The following is an 18,530-nucleotide window of genomic DNA, read 5'->3' as shown; positions in this document are numbered from 1 at the left end:
TACCGTTTTACGTGTATTAGAAAAATGAGGTTTCAAGACTGGGCGACTAGGGTGCTACTAATCTCGCTGATGTTCATGGCTCTAATTGTAGTGCTGCTAATTGGACGAGCGACAAAATTACAAAATAATCTGGCAACATCTGATATATCCAATCCACAGGTTACAGCCTGGAGTCAATATCCCCAGGCACAATTCCAATCAGCAAAAGAGCCAGAAAAGAAATCTCAAGATGTTATCAAGTCCTCAGCCAAGACTAACAAGCCTGTGGCAAGGTACGTAACCACTCAAGCTTTTGCACAGTACAGACCTAATTATGAAGTTGTCTCAGTTAACCCAACTAATTATGGAGAACGGTACGCCCAAGATGTTAACGGCCTTCCTCTCAATAACCAACCAATTATCGTCCTCCATGAAACTGGTTATTCTGCTTCCAGCGCCATTAATTTCTTTCAAGTAGCCCATGACGATGAAAATGTGCAAGCAAGTTACCACACTTTAATCAAGTTAGACGGAACAGTAGTTTATCTAGTACCACCAGAAAAACGGGCTTTTGGTGCAGCTAACTCAGTATTTGATAGTCCTGATGGAGTGGAAACTGTAAAGACTAATCCAAATTTACCCCCGTCTGTGAATAATTTTGCTTATCACGTTTCTTTGGAAACACCCCCAGATGGTTATGACGCTACCAGCCAACAAACCCATAGCGGTTACACGGAAGCGCAATATAATTCTCTTGCTTGGTTGATTGCTCAAAGTCAAGTTCCAGATGAGCGCATCACTACCCACAAGCTAGTAGACCGTTCAAGTCAAAAAGTTGACCCGATCAATTTTGATGGTAATAAATTTCTAGACTTACTTAATACTTATCGTCAGCTCAGACCAATTTATCGAGTCAGCAAATAGTTTATTTGTAAGGTGCGTTACGCTACGCGATAACACACCCGACAAAATTTATTGAGACAAACTATTTGCTAAAGCTATATATTTGCTGCTTTTCTAAGCGATCGCTAATCGATGAAGGCAGTGTACCATCAGAGAATGTTTGCCGATCTAGTTGGACTTGTAAATTACTCAACGGATCGGAACCAGAGGAAATCAAAAACTCTAGTTTCTGGATGTATGGCAAGGTTGCTAGGTTATCCAGAATTTGGAAGATAGCCTGTATATAAGGATGACCACTTTGTTGATACCAATCAGAGCTAGCAACTTTTGCTTGATCAAAACCTAAGTGTACTGTTAAAGATGGCTCATCAAATATAGCGATCGCTAATGGACGCGCTTCTTCCTGCAACAATAAATCATTCGTTTTCGCTAAGTGTCGCAGCTTCTCTAAGCGTTCATAACGTTCCGTCACAGCTTCCGGGTCATCTTGCCAATGAATTGCTACTGTTACCAGATAAGTCTGTAACAGCATATGACCCAGCTTTTGCGCTTTTGTGGCCAGGTAATAAGAATTGTAGTCGTTTGCTTCAATTAACAATGGCACGCGATCAACTACTTCCAACCCATAGCCCTTGACTCCAGCAATTTTACGGGGATTATTGGTAATCAGACGAATCTTTTTGATACCCAAGTCCATGAGCATTTGTGCGCCCATCCCGTAGTCTCGCAAATCAGCAGGAAATCCCAAACGCTCATTTGCTTCTACTGTATCCAGTCCCATATCCTGCAACGAGTAGGCTTTTAGCTTGTTAATCAAGCCAATTCCCCGTCCTTCTTGCCGCAGGTATACAACTACACCTTGACCAGCAGACTCAATCATTTTCAGTGCAGCTACAAGCTGCATTCTACAGTCGCAGCGCAAAGAACCCAAAGCATCACCAGTTAAGCATTCTGAGTGCATCCGCACCATTACTGGCTCATCTTTAAAATTAGCTGGATCGCCCTTGACAATTGCAACGTGTTCTGTATTATCCAGAGTGTGGCGGTAGGCGTAAATTTCAAACTGACCAAATTGACTAGGCAGTTTGGTAATAACCTCACGATACACGAGGCGATCGTGCTGTAGGCGATAACTGATTAAATCCGCAATACTAATGATTTTTAACTTGTGACGTTTCGCGTATTCGACTAACTGCTGCAACCGCGCCATTGAACCATCGGAGTTTTGAATTTCACAAATTACTCCTGCTGGGTATAGCCCTGCTAGTCGAGATAAGTCTACAGCCGCTTCCGTATGTCCTGCGCGTTTAAGTACGCCACCAACTTTAGCCCGAATGGGAAAAATATGACCAGGACGACGTAAATCTGTCGGTTTTGTGGCTGGATTAAGAGTAACCTGGATAGTGCGGGCGCGGTCTTCTGCTGAGATGCCAGTGGTTACACCCAATTCTGGGCCAGCATCAATGCTAACAGTAAAGGCAGTTTGGTTAGTATCTGTAATGTTACTTACCATCAAAGGTAAGTCTAGCTCGTCTAAGCGATCGCCTGTCATTGCCAAACAAATCAGCCCTCTAGCTTCCACCGCCATGAAATTAATCATGTCAGGTGTGGCGAATTGGGCAGCACAAATCAAGTCGCCTTCATTTTCTCTATTTTCATCATCTACCACTACGATGACGCGACCAGCTTTTAGGTCTGCTAACGCGGCATCAATCGAATCAAATTTAAAAGCTTGGTTAGTATTAGGCTGTGACACAGAAAGATTTCCAGCTACCAACGTAAATATTTTTTACAATTTCTTCTTTTAGATTGTAGCTCCTTTATAAGGCAGAGAAGTAGACTAGCAATGATTTGATAACGTGGCAACAATTTCTGCCCCTAAAATTGGGGTTTAGTAATAAACTGCAACGATCAGGGAGACAAATAAAATATTTGACAATTTTACCGCGTCACTCATTCTCGGCGTTTGAAAAAAGTAGAGGGGTTTCAACTGTTTTGTATGCTGTGCATCTAGTCGCTGATATTGTTGATAGCTGATAACGAATTCACCATTCATGGGATAAGGATTTCAGATCATGGGCAAATTTAGACGCGTACCCGTTGGGATTGTTGGCGCGTCGGGCTATGGCGGAGTACAGTTAGTACGACTACTGATGGATCATCCAGAAGTAGAGCTGGTTTATTTAGGCTGCCAGAGCAGTATTGGGAAATCCTTTGGAGATTTGTACCCGCATTTGGCTCATGTAGCTAACCTGCCAATAGAGGCGGTAGAACCAGAAATAATTGCTCAACGCTGTGAAGTGGTTTTCTTGTGTTTACCAAATGGTCTGGCTTGCCAAATCGCGCCCAAACTGTTGGAAAAAGGATGTAAAGTAATAGATTTGAGTGCAGATTATCGGTTCAGCGATTTGACAACTTATACAAATTGGTATGGCATTGAGAGAAGCGATCGCACAATTGCAGCTACAGCAGTTTATGGATTACCAGAACTTTATCGCGATCGCATTGCCGAAGCTCAACTAATTGGCTGTCCTGGTTCTTATCCTACTGCTAGCCTCCTTGCACTTTCGCCACTTTTAAAGCAAGGCTTAATCAAACCAGAAACAGCTATTATCGATGCCAAGGCTGGCACATCTAGCAGTGGACGGCAAGCTCAAACCAACTTATTACTAGCTGAAGCAGACAACTCCATAGCAGCTTTTAATATCGGACGTCACCGTCATACCCCAGAAATTGAGCAAATTTGCAGTGACTTAGCTGGTCACGAACTCATGATTCAATTTACACCCCACCTTATCCCAATGGTGCGCGGTATTTTGGCAACGGTATATGCCACAATGAGCGATCCGGGTTTAGTGCGAGATGACTTAATCACAATTTTCTCAGCCTTCTACCGCAACTCCCCTTGGGTGAAAGTCTGCGGTAGTGGCGTTTACCCTCAAACCAAGTGGGCTAACGGCAGCAATCTTTGTTACATCGGTGTAGAAGTTGACCCGCGCACAGGTCGCGTGATTGTCATGTCAGCAATCGACAATTTAATTAAAGGACAGGCGGGCCAAGCGATTCAGTGTCTAAACCTGATGATGGACTGGGATGAAACCTTGGGGTTGCCCAAGTTGGGGTTTTATCCTTAAATCAGTTAGGAGTTAGAAGTGATGAATTATGAATTAAAAACTCCTAACTCCTAACTCTACTTAGGCCCTAACCCCACAGCACCAGCATAAACGGCGCGATCGCCTAGTTCATCTTCAATTCGCAGCAAGCGATTATATTTTGCTACGCGTTCACTGCGACAGAGGGAACCTGTTTTAATTTGACCGGCACGGGTGGCTACGGCTAAATCAGCGATCGTTGTGTCTTCTGTTTCACCAGAACGATGGCTAATTACTGAACGGATGCTGTTACGAGTTGCCAAATCAATGGTTTCTAAGGTTTCGGTGAGAGAACCAATTTGATTGAGTTTTATTAGAATGGCATTAGCGGCTTTTTCCTGGATGCCTCTTTGCAAGCGAGTGGCATTAGTTACAAATAAGTCATCCCCTACCAACTGCACCCGCGAACCTAACTTCTGGGTGAGTAATTGCCAACTTTGCCAATCTTCCTCGTGCAAGCCATCTTCAATTGACACAATTGGATATTGGTCAACTAGTTGCCCTAAATAATCAATAAACTCAGCCGGGGCGTGAGGTTTACCATCGTAAACATACTGACCATTCTTGTAAAATTCGCTAGCCGCCACATCCAAAGCCAAAGCTACTTCTTCGCCTGGTTTATAGCCAGCTTTTTTGATGGCAGCAACCAGCAATTCTAAAGCCACCTGATTAGATTCTAAATTAGGAGCAAAACCGCCTTCATCGCCCACACCAGTCAGCAAACCCTTTTCATCTAACACCTGACTGAGGGTAGCAAACACCTCTGCACCCCAGCGCAATGCTTCCCGAAAAGAAGTTGCGCCAATTGGGACAATCATAAACTCTTGAAAATCTACGTTATTTGAGGCGTGTGCGCCACCGTTAATCACGTTCATTAACGGCACTGGTAGTAAATTCGCTAAAGGGCCACCCAAATAGCGATATAGCGGAATATCTAGAGACTCAGCACCAGCTTTAGCTGCCGCTAGGGAAACCCCCAAAATCGCATTCGCCCCCAAACTGGATTTGTTAGGAGAACCATCTATGGCGATCATCGTCCGGTCTAGGAGTTCTTGGTTGAGGGCATCCAAGCCTAACAATTTTGGCGCAAGCGCTTCTTTGACGTTTTTTACTGCCTTGAGTACACCTTTGCCCCCATAACGGCTTTTATCGCCATCACGCAGTTCATGAGCCTCAAAAGAGCCAGTAGATGCACCACTGGGAACCTGTGCCAATCCAACAACACCGTTGGCTAAATGCACTTCGGCTTCAATTGTCGGTCTACCGCGTGAATCAAGAATTTCACGGGCTGCGATCGCTTCAATTGCAGTATCTAAAAATTTACTCATCTGTACTTTATCCTTTGTTCGAGTCTGTTACGCATACAGTCCAGCTGCCTAACCCAATCGCTAGCATAGGCGTTTAAGAGACTTTATTGGCTGAGATTAAAGAAGATTTCCATTATATGGATGGGGATCAACACCAAAAATGGGTAAGGGAATGTTTATCAATGAAGGCAGAAGGCAGTGTTTCGACATCTCTACGAGACACCACGCGTAGCTTGCTTCCCCGGAGGGGTACGCTCAACAACTAGGCAGAAGGCAGGACGAAAATTAATTGCCCTCTCCTCTGCCTCCTTCAATTAATTTTTTCCCTGATGCATTTTTACCTGAAGACTTTCAGCTAGGTAAAATGTTGGCAGAGAATAACACTAAATCAATTACAGAGAAAAGGTCAATATGCGATTACTACACACAATGCTACGGGTGGGCAACCTTGAAGAGTCCTTAAAGTTCTACTGTGAACTTCTAGGAATGAAATTACTACGCCGAAAAGATTATCCAGGGGGAGAATTTACCCTTGCTTTTGTTGGCTACGGCGACGAAAGCGACAACTCGGTGATCGAACTAACCTACAACTGGGGGGTAGAAAAGTACGAATTGGGTAATGCTTATGGTCACATTGCCCTTGGCGTTGATGATATTTACGCTACCTGTGAAGAAATCCGCAATCAGGGCGGTAAAGTTGTCCGTGAACCAGGGCCGATGAAACATGGTTCGACAGTGATTGCTTTTGTGGAAGATCCAGATGGATATAAAATTGAACTGATTCAACTAGGATCTCAAGGATCAGCAGCCAAACAGGAATCACAAGAGCAACTTGTGAGTCAGTAATTCTTATAATTTAAGAATATAGGTGATGGAGTTGAGCTTCAGTTGTGCTGAGTCACCAGAGTTAAGAGTAGCGGTTTCCGTCGCTCCTACTTTTGCCTAAGTACGGAGTAAAACTTTATCGAAGGCAATAAAGCTGTAGGAAAATCCACACTGATGTCTTGAAAAGCTGAACCAGATACGGGAAAATTTATTTTTTCCGCAGACAGGTACTATCGCGCTCCTGTTACCCGAATGTGCGAGACTTTTCACTTTTTACCTCCCCTTTTTTTGGCGGGTTAGGGAATCTTCTCTGCGTAAATCCTTCCTATTAGTATTACGCCCATACTGTCGTCGATGAGCAACACTACTAACGTAAGTGTAGCCCGTCGTAGATATCGCTCCAACAGCACCGTTTGAGAAAGTCCGTTCAGAACAGTGTTTTCGTTTTAAATTAGGAAATAGGTAATCGATTAAACTATCGCCAATTACCAATCCAAAATTGCCACTGGAGATACACGCGGATATACGCTGAGAATGTTTGGATAATTAGGGACTAAGGGCTAGGAATTAGTTATTAGGGAAGAATTTTTCCAATCCCCAGTCCCCAATCCCCAATCCCCAATCCCCAACACGCAATCCCTAAACTAAAAATCAAAATTCTAAAATTCTAAAGATGCAACCTACAGATCCTAATAAATTTACTGATAAAGCCTGGGAAGCGATTGTTAAATCTCAGGATATAGTCCGTGCTTATCAACAACAGCAACTAGATGTTGAACATTTAATTATTGCCCTGTTAGAAGAACCCACTAGTCTAGCAATACGTATCCTGGCTAAATCTGAGGTTGATCCAATCCGCTTCCAACAGCAGCTAGAAGCCTTTACGCAACGTCAGCCCAAAGTTGGTAAAAGCGATCAGCTTTACCTTAGCCGCAGTTTAGATGTTTTATTAGATCGAGCCGAGGAAGCTAGAGTCAGGATGAAAGACTCCTACATTTCTGTGGAACACATACTCTTAGCCTTTGCTGAAGACGATCGCGTTGGACGAAAGATCCTCAAAGGCTTTAGTACGGATGTAGCTAAACTAGAAGCTGCGATCAAAGCCATTCGCGGTAGCCAAAAGGTGACAGATCAAACGCCAGAATCTCGTTATGAAGCCTTACAAAAATTTGGTAGAGATTTGACAGAACAGGCAAAATCTGGAAAACTCGACCCGGTAATTGGACGGGATGAGGAAATTCGGCGGGTAATTCAAGTATTGTCTCGTCGTAGCAAAAATAACCCTGTATTGATTGGTGAACCTGGGGTAGGTAAAACTGCGATCGCAGAAGCTTTGGCACAGCGAATGGTAAATGGTGACGTTCCCGAATCTCTGAAAAACCGCAAACTCATTTCTTTAGATATCGGTAGTTTGATTGCTGGGGCAAAATTACGAGGAGAATTTGAAGAACGCCTGAAAGCAGTCCTCAAGGAAGTTACAGAATCTAACGGTGACATCGTACTGTTTATTGACGAATTGCATACCGTAGTTGGCGCAGGTTCCACCCAGCAAGGGGCAATGGATGCCGGAAATTTACTTAAACCAATGCTGGCGCGGGGAGAACTGCGTTGTATTGGTGCGACTACCCTCGACGAATTTCGCAAACACATTGAGAAAGACGCTGCCCTAGAACGCCGCTTTCAGCAAGTATTTGTCGATCAGCCAACTGTGGAAAATACTATTTCCATTCTGCGGGGATTGAAAGAACGTTATGAAGTGCATCACAACGTCAAAATTTCTGATTCGGCGTTGGTAGCAGCAGCAACCCTGTCAGCACGTTATATTAGCGATCGCTTCTTACCAGATAAAGCTATTGATTTGGTGGATGAGGCAGCAGCACAGTTGAAAATGGAGATTACCTCCAAACCAGCTGAATTGGAAACCATTGATCGCCGCCTCATGCAGTTAGAAATGGAAAAGCTATCATTAGCTGGCGAAGAGAAAGGTATTCCCCAAACGAGAGAACGTTTAGAGCGAATTGAGCAAGAAATTGCCGATTTAACAGAAAAACAGCAAGTATTTAATGAGCAATGGCAAGGTGAAAAGCAGATATTGGAGGCTATAAGCGCCTTAAAGAAAGAAGAAGATGCCCTGCGAGTGCAAATTGAACAGGCGGAACGCGCTTATGACTTAAATAAAGCTGCCCAATTGAAGTATGGCAAATTGGAAGGAGTACAGCACGAGCGCGAAGCCAAAGAAGCGAGCCTTTTAGAAATTCAAAACCAAGGTTCTACGTTGTTGCGAGAACAAGTCACCGAAGCTGATATTGCCGAAATCGTCGCCAAATGGACAGGAATTCCCGTCAATCGCCTTTTGGAATCGGAACGGCAAAAATTGCTGCAACTAGAAAGTCATTTACATAAAAGAGTTATTGGGCAAGAAGAGGCTGTAGAAGCGGTAGCAGCTGCGATACGTCGCGCCCGCGCGGGGATGAAAGATCCCTCGCGTCCCATTGGTTCATTTTTGTTCATGGGTCCCACAGGTGTGGGCAAAACTGAACTCGCCCGTGCTTTAGCTCAGTTTCTCTTTGATTCTGATGATGCCTTGGTGCGTTTGGATATGTCTGAGTATATGGAAAAACACTCAGTTTCTCGGTTAGTGGGAGCGCCTCCAGGATACATTGGCTATGAAGAAGGCGGTCAACTTTCCGAGGCGGTTCGCCGCCGTCCCTACTCAGTGGTGCTGCTAGATGAAGTGGAGAAAGCGCACCCCGATGTGTTCAATATTTTGTTGCAGGTGTTAGATGATGGGAGAGTTACTGACTCTCAAGGAAGAACGGTAGATTTTCGTAACACAGTTATTGTGATGACCAGTAACATTGGTAGCGAACATATCTTGGATGTATCTGGTGATGATTCCAAGTATGAAACGATGCAAAAGCGCGTAATGGATGCTTTGCGATCGCATTTCCGCCCCGAATTTCTCACCCGCCTTGATGATATTATTCTCTTTCATGCCCTCAGTCGCACGGAACTGCGGCATATCATCCGTATTCAACTCAAGCGGGTAGAAAATCTCTTGCGCGAGCAAAAAATCTTCTTTGAGATATCGCAAGCTGCTTGCGATCACCTTGTCGAATCAGGCTATGACCCAGTTTATGGTGCGCGTCCACTCAAACGCGCGATTCAGCGAGAAGTAGAAAACCCCCTCGCCACCAAATTATTGGAGAATACTTTTATCTCTGGAGACACGATTATCATTGACAAAAATGAGAACGGTCTGTCTTTTAGCAAAAAAGTGCTGGTGAAGGTGTCAGTACCACAGATTGCTACATAGTCTGAGAAGGCGATTAGAAATTGCAGAAGCGGTAAATTGAATAAGCGATCGCTAGGTGTCCAGATCCCCGACTTCTCAAAGAAGTCGGGGATCTAACTTTCCACAAATGATTTACGATTACTATATGTATGTGCGATCACTTTTAATTTAAGCTGCTTAAAACTGAGGCTTAATATACAAATTTCATACTTATTTTAAGTATTTCCCTTCTGATTTGCATAGTCATCATAAAGTCCTTCATCTTTTAATATATAGCCATTCAAAAAGGCATCATGGTTACGGATGTTTTCAATTTCTTCCGCATAAATTATGTTTTCATTCTCAGCTTCCCAGTCTTCACCATCCAAAACTAAGAATTCTGTTAATTCCGGGTCATTCAAAAAATCTTCGGCTATAGCGGCGGTAAAAGGTTCTAGTGTTTTGTGACGTTCTGCCAAAGATAGGCTAGCAATTTCTTGGAGAGATAGCTGTTTTTGCTCTTGGGCGTTTTCTGACATTTGATTTGTGTTCCTGAAGATGAGTTAACTTTATATTTAGTAATGTATAGGCATCGCTGTTGATTTTAGTTAGTCGTTTCAGTATAAGTGAGAAAGTGAGTGATCGCTAAATTAATAATCGCTATATTAGTTTAATCTTTATAGAAGTTATTGAATTAAATATTGAAAGCACTCACCTTTTCGCATAGCATCAAAACAAGAGTCAGTTTTTGCCATCGCACGATATTCGTCACCACCTAGATTAATTGCTTTTTGTAAGTTTTCTAGTGCCTGCTCAATATTACCTTGGAGAGCATAACAATAAGCTTTGTTGTACCAAACTTCATGATTATCTGGCTGAAATTGCAGTGCTTGATCAAAGGATATAATTGCTGCTTCGTAACGTTCTAAATTTTTAGAAGCATAACCTTTAGCGTACCAAGATAAATAGTCATCTGGCTTAATGTTTAATGCTTGGTTATAGGAAGTAATTGCTACCTCGTAGTTTCCTAAATTTTCTAGTAGAATGCCTCGATCATACCAAGCTAAATAGTCATCTGGTTTAATTGTCAGCGCCTCTTCGTAGCATTCAATCGCTTCTTCATAGCGTCCCAAACTCTCTAGTGCATTTCCCTGACTATACCAAGCTAAGTGGTAATCAGGTTGAATTTTAACTGCCTCTTGATAAAAAGCAATCGCTGCTTCAGTATCTCCCAAATTAGCTAATGCATTACCTTTACCATACCAAGATAAATGGTAATCAGATTTAAGTTTCAGTGCTTCTTCATACGATGCGATTGCTGCTTTATAACGTCCCAGCTTTACTAGGGCAATGCCTCGATTATTCCAAATTAAGTAGTAATCGGATTTAAATTTTAGCGCTTCTTCATAAGATGCGATCGCTGCTTCATAATCACCTAAATTTAATAGTAAATTACCTTTATTATTCCAAGCCTCATAATAATCAGGTTTAAATTTTAGGGCTTCTTCGTAAGATGCAATTGCTTCTTCATAACATCCTAGATTCACTAGCATAATTCCCCGATTGTACCAAGCATAGTAGTAGTTAGGCTTAATTTTCACTGCCTCATCGTAGGATGAAATTGCTGGTTCATAACATCCTAAATTTCCTAGTGTAATGCCCCGATTGTACCAAGCTTGGTAATAATCAGTTCGAATTTTCAACGCTTCATTATAGAATGCTATTGCTAGTTCATTTTCGTTAGCAGTAACTAATAACTTTCCCAACTCACATAGTAAACTCGGCTTCCGGCTTTCTGTCTGGAATTTTTCTGTTAGCATATCTTTAATTTCTAGAAGTTTCTCTATTTTTTTTTCATGGCTAAGTTTTAAATATTCTTCATAACCTGCTTCGTCCAGTAGGCGAGATGATTCTTCATCTACTACTTCTGGTGTAGTTGGTAATTCAAATACCCCAGAACGCCAATCAAAAAAATCTGGGGCGCGATGAATAAAATAGTTAATCGAAAATGAACGCAAAAGAAAAACTAAACTAATGGGAAAGTCATCTCTAAAGCGTTCTCGCTGTTGGTTTAAGTGATTTAAAATATGCGGAACACTGGTTAAATTGCTAAATTGTCCTTCTGTAATTTCCCCAAAACTTCTTTTTTCATACTTATATAAAGAAGATTCCAGACCTTTAATTAATAAAATATCAATTTGCTTGTCTTTAATAAACTCTGCTACTAGCTCATATAAATTATCAATCGCTTCAACTAACCGCAAAACTGCAATCGTCTTCTGCGGAATCTCCTGGGGAAGTTTGACAATGAACTTGTCTGCTTCCACAGGTGTACATTGGACAAAAAACAAACCAAATCCTGATTTCCGCTTCAGTGCGCGAAGCAAGTCTTGATAAGCTTCTTCTGGTTCTGCGGGTAAATCATCATCCCAATCACTTAAATTTGGGTTCATGAAAGTTTCGCTACAGCTTCTTTAAATTCTGGAATTCCTTGAATCAATGGATGAATATCATACCAACGCTGCATCTCTCCCTCATCATCCAAATAGCGGTATTCTAAAAGACAACGGTTATACATCAAACTGCGATACAAGTCATCATTAATAATGCGCTTAGAACAAGACACTTCCGCTAACAGACACCATTGATGATTTTCCACAGCGCGGCGATAAGTATCTCTAGCTTGAGTAATTGCTCGTCGCACCGCGTTTTCTGAAACAGGTAACTCTTCAGTGCGTCCAAAGGCATCTTGAGTTAACAATAGCAAATTCCTCACATGACCTCCACTCATTAAACAAAGTCTGTCTAAGGTTTGGGAACTGTCGAAAATTTCTGTTTCTAGTGATAGTTCTGGTGCAATTTGCCCGACTCGCTTCTTAATTACTTCTTTAACTTTCTTTAGTCCTGGCTGGTAAACTTCCCCCTTGAGAGTGTTTACCATAATCATCGGCAAAATTTGGGGGTCGCCGTAGATATCTCTGAGGTCTGTTGCCCTGGTAGAATAGACCATTGAAATCGGGACAGTGTAAATCAAATGGCAATCTAAAGCTTGAAGTTGTTCGCTACGGTCTAAAAATACTTCCTCATAGTTGGTGCGTTCTCCATCTTTGACTAATACCATTCGGTCTAAGTTATCGACAATTACCGCCAGTTTTTTGTAGCCATTAGGTAAGTGTTGTTTTGCATCCACCAGAAACTCATTTAACACCTGAATTAATGTGACGGTGTAAGGATCAATTTTTTGGCGAATCTTCTGGCGTAATTCAGGAACAGCCCTTAAATTTGCGGTCAATTTGGCGAATTGAGTTAGCTGTGCTTCTACTCCCAGACTCTCAAATTCTATGGGAGTCTGCGCCAAATCTTTCAAATCTTCCCAACGACCTTTCAACCAGTTGAGTATAGGACGAGGATTAGCAATTCCTTTTAAATCTTTAAGCAAACGGCGGGTACAGGCGAGGAGGATATCTGTATATTGGGCATCTTCTGAATCAATATCCTCTTCATCAGCAGCAAAATACACAACATAAAATTCTCGATTTTCTAAATATTTCTTTAACCTGAGTAATTCTGTAGACTTCCCCGCACCCCGATGGCCAGAATACAATTGGCAAGTATTTGTATCTGCTAATCGCATCCGATTTCCCAACTCTTGCTCAATATCCGCATCTCCGCGCACATCCTGACAATCTACATATTTTGGATCACCTGCGGGTAAGGGTTCAAAGGGGTTAAAGGCATTGTAGAGTTTTGCGAGTAAGTCAGAACTATTAAGCATAGGTAAAAAATATTGCAATATTAGAAATTCGGAATATTTATCAAAAAATCGGACAAACTTATCCGTATCACTATTTTTTGGTGTTGGAAAAAACTGGCAGTAGTACTTAGGTAACAGTCTCAATTAGGTTAATAAACCTGCGGTGAAAATTGGGAGTAGGGAAATCCGAATCAGAAAATGGGGGCAAACAACGCTCAAAAAAGGTGCGATCGCCTAAGTTATGCTTTTAAAATCCTAATTGGTATCATACCTTTCTATTTCCTCCGGGTTTATCCTGGAAAACAGAAGGCTAGGCTATATTAGCCACTATCATCATTTCAGATACTAACATCGAAAAATTACCAATTATGCTAGAACAAGGCACTATCAGTATTCATACTGAGAATATTTTCCCGATCATTAAGAAGTCGCTTTACTCAGACCACCAAATATTCTTGCGAGAACTGGTATCCAACGCTGTAGACGCTATCCAAAAGCTTAAAATGGTATCCCGCGCCGGAGATTACGCTGGAGATATCGGCGAACCAGAAATTGAAATTGCCATTGACAAAGATAAAAAAACCCTATCCATCTCCGATAACGGTATCGGGATGACCGCAGAAGAAGTTAAGAAATATATCAATCAGGTTGCCTTTTCTAGTGCTGAAGAATTTATCCATAAATATGAAGGCAAATCAGATCAACCGATAATTGGCCACTTCGGTCTTGGTTTCTACTCTTCCTTCATGGTGGCGCAAAAGGTAGAGATTGATACCCTCTCCTATCAAGAAGGGGCGCAGGCGGTTCACTGGACTTGCGATGGTTCGCCAGCTTTCACCCTAGAAGAGTCGCCCCGAACAACTCGTGGTACTACTATTACTCTCAGCCTGCAAGGAGAAGAGGAAGAATTTCTTGAATCTGCACGAATTAAGAATCTTGTCAAGACCTACTGTGACTTCTTGCCAGTCCCAATTAAACTGGACGGTGAAGTAGTAAATAAGCAAAAAGCACCGTGGCGAGAGTCTCCAAGTAATCTAAGTCAAGAAGATTATTTAGAGTTTTACCGCTACCTGTATCCTTTTCAAGAAGAACCTCTGTTGTGGGTACATTTAAATACTGACTATCCCTTTATCATCAACGGGATTCTGTATTTCCCCAAAATGAGGCCGGATGTAGATGTTACCAAAGGGCAGATCAAGTTATTTTGCAATCAAGTTTTTGTTAGCGACAACTGCGAAGAAATTATCCCGCAATTCCTGATGCCGATGCGGGGTGTGATTGATAGTACCGATATTCCCCTAAACGTATCACGGAGTGCCTTGCAAGGCGATCGCACCGTGAAGCGAATTGGTGACTACATTGCCAAAAAAGTAGGCGATCGCCTCAAAGAACTTTTCCGCGATAATCGTGAACAATACATCAGCGCTTGGAAAGACCTCGGTACTTTTGTAAAATTTGGCGTTCTCAACGACGAGAAATTCAAAAAACAAATCGAAGATATCATCGTCTTCCGCACCACCGCCAAGCTGACAGAAAAAGCTGCTGCTGAAACTCCAGCAGTTGAAGTACAGTCTTCAGAGGGGGATGCTTGGCAAGATGTTACTCCTTCACCCAGTGCCGAGAACTCAACACCCACTGCTCCTTACACCACACTCAAAGAGTATTTAGAACGCAACAAAGAACGTAACGAAAACCGGGTTTTCTACAGTACCGATGAAACAACCCAAGCTACATACATAGAACTACACAAAAATCAAGGCTTGGAAGTCCTGTTTATGGACTCCTTCATCGACACCCACTTTATCAACTTCCTAGAGCGGGAATATCAGGATGTCAAGTTTACGCGGGTAGACTCAGATTTAGATAATACCCTGCTAGAACAAGATAAAGCTACGGAAATTGTCGATCCTAAGACGAACAAAACCCGCAGTGAGACGATTAAAGAGTTATTTGAGAAATCTCTCAACAAACCCAAACTCAACATTCGTACCGAAGCTTTGAAATCAGACGATCCTCAAGGTACACCACCTGCGATGGTGCTTTTACCTGAGATTCTTCGCCGCCTGCGAGAAATGAACGCCATGATGCAGCAGGGGACAGCAGAGTTTCCCGAAGATCACATTTTGTTAGTGAATACTGCTCACCCGCTAATTCAAAATCTGGCAAATATTAACCAAGGTAGTATTATTCAAGGTGACGGTCAATCGCATACAGATCAGTTAGTGAACTTGATTTGCCAACACGTCTACGATCTAGCGCTGATGTCTCAGAAGGGCTTTGACGCTGAAGGAATGAAATCTTTCGTCGAGCGATCGAATGAGGTACTCACTAAACTGACGGAACAAGCAAGTAAATAGTGGTGAGTTGGGGATTGGGGATTGGACAAGGGGACAAGGGGAAAAACTTGTTTCAAGTTGTCACCTCTTGTCCGCCTGCCTCCTCTGCCCCCTGCCCTCATCTCCCCACTCCCTTCTCCACTTCTGTTGCCTAAGACCTAAAATGGAAAGGCTGTATTAAAATAACAATCTGGAGATACTTGCTATGTCCCGTCGCTGTGAACTAACTGGTAAGAAGGCAAATAACGCCTTTGCTGTTTCTCACTCCCACCGTCGTACAAAACGGCTTCAGCACGCTAATCTGCAAAGCAAGCGTGTTTGGTGGGAAGGCGGAAATCGCTGGGTGAAGTTAAAGCTATCTACCAAGGCAATCAAAACCCTACAAATTAATGGGTTAGAAGCAATGGCAAAAGAAGCTGGCATTAACCTGAATCATTACTAAGTAATGTAGATTTTATAACCTGAGACTTTCATAAGATGGAATACAGGTAATTTGTAGGGGCGTACAGTTAGCTGTGCGCCCTTACATCTTGAGTAGTAGACTTTCTATATTTTGAATACTGATGGCAGCAAAAGAGAAATAAGTTATTGGTTTTGTATTTGCTTTTGTACCCAAAGACGAAAAGCCTTGAGCGTTGCATTTCTACCTGCTGTTGTACTTTGCTCTAGATATTGGGGAATCGTTTCAATTAGTGGGAATAGAGGAAAATTTAGGCTTTGCTGAGACTCTATATAATACCCGTCTCGCAGAACATTAATTTGGAGCTTTCCTTTATCAAAACGCCAAAGCTCAGGCACTTGTAGCGCTTCATAAATATTAGGATGAGTGCGGGAAGTAATGTCAATTTCTAGAGCTAAATCTGGAGGAGGGTCTACTGTTAAATCTAGTCGCTTCTTGCCGCGAATCTTGGATTCATTTTTTATATAGAAACACTGGTCAGGTTCTATACCTTGAGCCATTGCTTGGTTTTTGAAAGTGGTAGAACCAAGACATCTAAACTCAATATCTAATTCTTCCAAAAGCGCTTTGACTAAATCACTAATAATTTCTTTATCGTCTTCATGTTCTGGCAGTGGTGCCATAATCTCCAATATTCCCCTGTCATAAGCAATTCGTGCTGCACGGTGTTCCCCTAAATCCTCTAGAATTGTTTCCAATTCCTGCCAGGTTACATCTCGCAGTAGCACTCTTTGTCCTGCTGGAACATAGATGCGCTTTAATTCCAACAACATCATTTCCACTCCCAGTAGCTCAAACCTAAATTTAGCTTACTCCAGTTAATGCAACAATTTTGTTATTGAGGTTTAGCCTGCGATCGCTCCTCAAAAAGCATATTAAAAAAAAACCTCTGGAGTTCCCAGAGGTTTTGGTTCCTGATTTAGTTTCTACTGGTTACTACAATTTGGCCTCAGCCATTTCCAGATAATTAAGGAAATTATTTGATTTGGTTCAATTAAGACTTGCTCCTACACCTTTAAAAAGGTAGTAAAGATGGAACTAATTATTCACCTGTGGCTGCGAACCAGGAATCGTTATATCTATCGGCGTTACCTGTGCTGCTAGCTGCGTCAATGGCGGTTGAATGGCGCTTTGATTCCCCACCACTAAAGTTACGATCTTTTCTGGCTTGAGGTATTCTCGTGCTACCCGTTGCACATCAGCAGCTGTGGTGGCGGCGACAGCTTTTTGATAGCGAAAGAGAAAATCAGCAGGATAGCCGTAATATTCGTATCGCATCAACCGTGATAAGGTTTGGCTGGGGTCTTGAAAGTTGAATACAAAGGAGTTGAGTGTAGACTCTTTGGCAAAAGCAAGTTCTTTTGCTGTTACTCTTTGAGTTTGGATGCGCTTGATTTCATTTTGTAAGGCTTTGACAAACTGCACAGTAGCATCCGATCGCGTTTGTCCACCAGCAATGAACATCCCAGGATAATCGAAACGGGGACTCCACTGCCCGTATACAGAGTATGCTAAACCTTGACGCGATCGCACTTCATTAAATAAGCGTCCACCAAATCCATTTAAAACCCCATTCAATACATCCAGCGCCGGATAATCAGGATTATCGAATCGTCCGCCTAAATGTCCGACAAGCACACTACTTTGCGTCAATTGTGGTTGATTTACAAAAAAGACTCCGCCTGTATTGGCTGCTACAACGTTTGGTAATTTGGGATTAGCAATACCTGGGTTGCGGTTCCAGTCGCCAAACTTAGCTTGAATGAGCGATCGCATTTTTTTGGCATCAAAATCCCCTACAATTCCCAAAATCATATTATTGGGGTGGAAATATTGCTGATAAAACTTGAGCAAATCCTCACGCTCAACCTGATCCACCGTTGCATATTCTATTGTGCGAGCATAAGGACTATCTTTCCCATAGATCAATTTCTTAAATTCTCGATTAGCAATACTATCTGGATCGTCATTGCGACGAGCAATGCCACCCTTAGCCTGTGTCTTAGCCAAGTCTAGCTTTTCTTGAGCAAATACTGGCGATCGCAACACCTCGGCAAACAGCCCAAACACCGTTTCTAAATCTTCACTCAGTGCGTCAAAGCTAACACTACCAAAAGTTTCACCAATACTAGCTTCCACAGATGCTGCCCGTTGTTCCAACATCTCGTTTAGTTCATCAGCCGAATGCTGCTTAGTTCCTCCAGTTCGCATTACCGCGCCTGTAAAACCCGCTAAACCGACTTTCTGTGGTGGTTCCAAGCGATTTCCTGTCCGCACAAACGCTGTACCATTTACCAAAGGTAGTTCGTGATCCTCCATCAAATAGACAACCAAGCCGTTTTGGAGAACAAACCGCTCATACTTGGGTATCTTAATCTCAGGTAGCGGTGGTAGCTGCAACTCTGTGTAATGCTTTGCCTCAGCCGTCGCTGCCAAAGAAAAATTACAAGTTAAAAGTAAACACGCAAAAACAGCTACCAAAGCATAAATTAACCCCTTCTCATTCTTGATTTTCAACGCCATCCGCCTTTGACCCTTCA

The 18,530-nt window shown here is 42.5% G+C and carries 13 protein-coding genes; 6 read left to right on the top strand and 7 right to left on the bottom strand.

Going from position 1 to position 18,530, the window contains the following annotated elements; translation table 11 throughout:
- The first annotated feature begins 24 nt into the window (after positions 1-24).
- Positions 25-903, top strand: coding sequence for a peptidoglycan recognition family protein (locus H6G96_RS03025; RefSeq protein WP_190910082.1), 879 nt, complete (start codon positions 25-27; stop codon positions 901-903).
- 61 nt (positions 904-964) lie between these two features.
- Here the strand turns inward: H6G96_RS03025 and ribBA are convergent, their stop codons facing one another.
- On the bottom strand, positions 965-2,638 hold the full coding sequence (gene ribBA, locus H6G96_RS03020; protein WP_190910081.1) for a bifunctional 3,4-dihydroxy-2-butanone-4-phosphate synthase/GTP cyclohydrolase II: 1,674 nt from the start codon (positions 2,636-2,638) through the stop codon (positions 965-967).
- A gap of 319 nt (positions 2,639-2,957) precedes the next feature.
- On the opposite strand from ribBA, the gene argC reads away from it, so the two are divergent.
- A complete protein-coding gene (gene argC / locus H6G96_RS03015) occupies positions 2,958-4,016 on the top strand; it encodes an N-acetyl-gamma-glutamyl-phosphate reductase (protein WP_190910080.1) in 1,059 nt (352 codons plus the stop codon).
- A 56-nt stretch (positions 4,017-4,072) separates the two neighbouring features.
- Here the strand turns inward: argC and eno are convergent, their stop codons facing one another.
- Positions 4,073-5,362, bottom strand: coding sequence for a phosphopyruvate hydratase (eno, locus tag H6G96_RS03010; protein WP_190910079.1), 1,290 nt, complete (start codon positions 5,360-5,362; stop codon positions 4,073-4,075).
- Between the two features lie 390 nt (positions 5,363-5,752).
- Between eno and gloA the strand changes: the two genes are divergently transcribed.
- Together gloA and clpB are read left to right on the top strand one after the other, a co-directional pair.
- Positions 5,753-6,187: a lactoylglutathione lyase gene (gene gloA, locus H6G96_RS03005; RefSeq protein WP_190910078.1), complete on the top strand. Its 435-nt coding sequence runs from the start codon at positions 5,753-5,755 to the stop codon at positions 6,185-6,187.
- A gap of 652 nt (positions 6,188-6,839) precedes the next feature.
- Positions 6,840-9,482 carry an ATP-dependent chaperone ClpB gene (clpB, locus tag H6G96_RS03000; protein ID WP_190910077.1) on the top strand — a complete coding sequence of 881 codons (2,643 nt, stop codon included), beginning with the start codon at positions 6,840-6,842 and terminating at the stop codon, positions 9,480-9,482.
- 194 nt (positions 9,483-9,676) lie between these two features.
- Here the strand turns inward: clpB and H6G96_RS02995 are convergent, their stop codons facing one another.
- The 3 genes from H6G96_RS02995 to H6G96_RS02985 all read right to left on the bottom strand — a co-directional run bounded on the left by H6G96_RS02995 (position 9,677) and on the right by H6G96_RS02985 (position 13,215).
- A complete protein-coding gene (locus tag H6G96_RS02995) occupies positions 9,677-9,979 on the bottom strand; it encodes a hypothetical protein (protein ID WP_190910375.1) in 303 nt (100 codons plus the stop codon).
- Between the two features lie 147 nt (positions 9,980-10,126).
- Positions 10,127-11,893, bottom strand: a complete 1,767-nt coding sequence (locus tag H6G96_RS02990) for a tetratricopeptide repeat protein (protein ID WP_190910076.1) — start codon at positions 11,891-11,893, stop codon at positions 10,127-10,129.
- Complete coding sequence (locus H6G96_RS02985) at positions 11,890-13,215, bottom strand: AAA family ATPase (RefSeq protein ID WP_190910075.1); 1,326 nt, start codon at positions 13,213-13,215, stop codon at positions 11,890-11,892. Before H6G96_RS02985 ends, H6G96_RS02990 begins: the two co-directional genes overlap by 4 nt.
- 347 nt (positions 13,216-13,562) lie before the next feature.
- Between H6G96_RS02985 and htpG the strand changes: the two genes are divergently transcribed.
- Together htpG and rpmB are read left to right on the top strand one after the other, a co-directional pair.
- Positions 13,563-15,551, top strand: a complete 1,989-nt coding sequence (gene htpG, locus H6G96_RS02980; RefSeq protein ID WP_190910074.1) for a molecular chaperone HtpG — start codon at positions 13,563-13,565, stop codon at positions 15,549-15,551.
- A gap of 184 nt (positions 15,552-15,735) precedes the next feature.
- Entirely contained in the window at positions 15,736-15,972 is a 237-nt protein-coding gene (gene rpmB / locus H6G96_RS02975; protein WP_100900070.1) for a 50S ribosomal protein L28, read from the top strand.
- A gap of 143 nt (positions 15,973-16,115) precedes the next feature.
- Here rpmB and H6G96_RS02970 read toward each other — a convergent pair whose 3' ends face one another.
- Together H6G96_RS02970 and H6G96_RS02965 are read right to left on the bottom strand one after the other, a co-directional pair.
- Positions 16,116-16,763, bottom strand: a complete 648-nt coding sequence (locus H6G96_RS02970) for a Uma2 family endonuclease (RefSeq protein ID WP_190910356.1) — start codon at positions 16,761-16,763, stop codon at positions 16,116-16,118.
- A gap of 265 nt (positions 16,764-17,028) precedes the next feature.
- Complete coding sequence (locus H6G96_RS02965) at positions 17,029-18,513, bottom strand: pitrilysin family protein (RefSeq protein WP_190910355.1); 1,485 nt, start codon at positions 18,511-18,513, stop codon at positions 17,029-17,031.
- Between the last annotated feature and the right edge of the window lie 17 nt (positions 18,514-18,530).

It is taken from the genome of Nostoc sp. FACHB-892 (genome assembly GCF_014698795.1).
In the GTDB taxonomy this organism is placed as follows: domain Bacteria; phylum Cyanobacteriota; class Cyanobacteriia; order Cyanobacteriales; family Nostocaceae; genus Nostoc.
This window is presented reverse-complemented; position numbering and strand designations above follow the sequence as displayed.

Coding starts and splice junctions, on each gene's coding strand:
- H6G96_RS03025 (WP_190910082.1), top strand. CDS start 25: ATGAGGTTTCAAGACTGGGCGACTAGGGTGCTACTAATCTCGCTGATG.
- H6G96_RS02985 (WP_190910075.1), bottom strand. CDS start 13,215: ATGCTTAATAGTTCTGACTTACTCGCAAAACTCTACAATGCCTTTAAC.
- clpB (WP_190910077.1), top strand. CDS start 6,840: ATGCAACCTACAGATCCTAATAAATTTACTGATAAAGCCTGGGAAGCG.
- H6G96_RS02995 (WP_190910375.1), bottom strand. CDS start 9,979: ATGTCAGAAAACGCCCAAGAGCAAAAACAGCTATCTCTCCAAGAAATT.
- eno (WP_190910079.1), bottom strand. CDS start 5,362: ATGAGTAAATTTTTAGATACTGCAATTGAAGCGATCGCAGCCCGTGAA.
- H6G96_RS02990 (WP_190910076.1), bottom strand. CDS start 11,893: ATGAACCCAAATTTAAGTGATTGGGATGATGATTTACCCGCAGAACCA.
- gloA (WP_190910078.1), top strand. CDS start 5,753: ATGCGATTACTACACACAATGCTACGGGTGGGCAACCTTGAAGAGTCC.
- H6G96_RS02970 (WP_190910356.1), bottom strand. CDS start 16,763: ATGTTGTTGGAATTAAAGCGCATCTATGTTCCAGCAGGACAAAGAGTG.
- htpG (WP_190910074.1), top strand. CDS start 13,563: ATGCTAGAACAAGGCACTATCAGTATTCATACTGAGAATATTTTCCCG.
- H6G96_RS02965 (WP_190910355.1), bottom strand. CDS start 18,513: ATGGCGTTGAAAATCAAGAATGAGAAGGGGTTAATTTATGCTTTGGTA.
- argC (WP_190910080.1), top strand. CDS start 2,958: ATGGGCAAATTTAGACGCGTACCCGTTGGGATTGTTGGCGCGTCGGGC.
- rpmB (WP_100900070.1), top strand. CDS start 15,736: ATGTCCCGTCGCTGTGAACTAACTGGTAAGAAGGCAAATAACGCCTTT.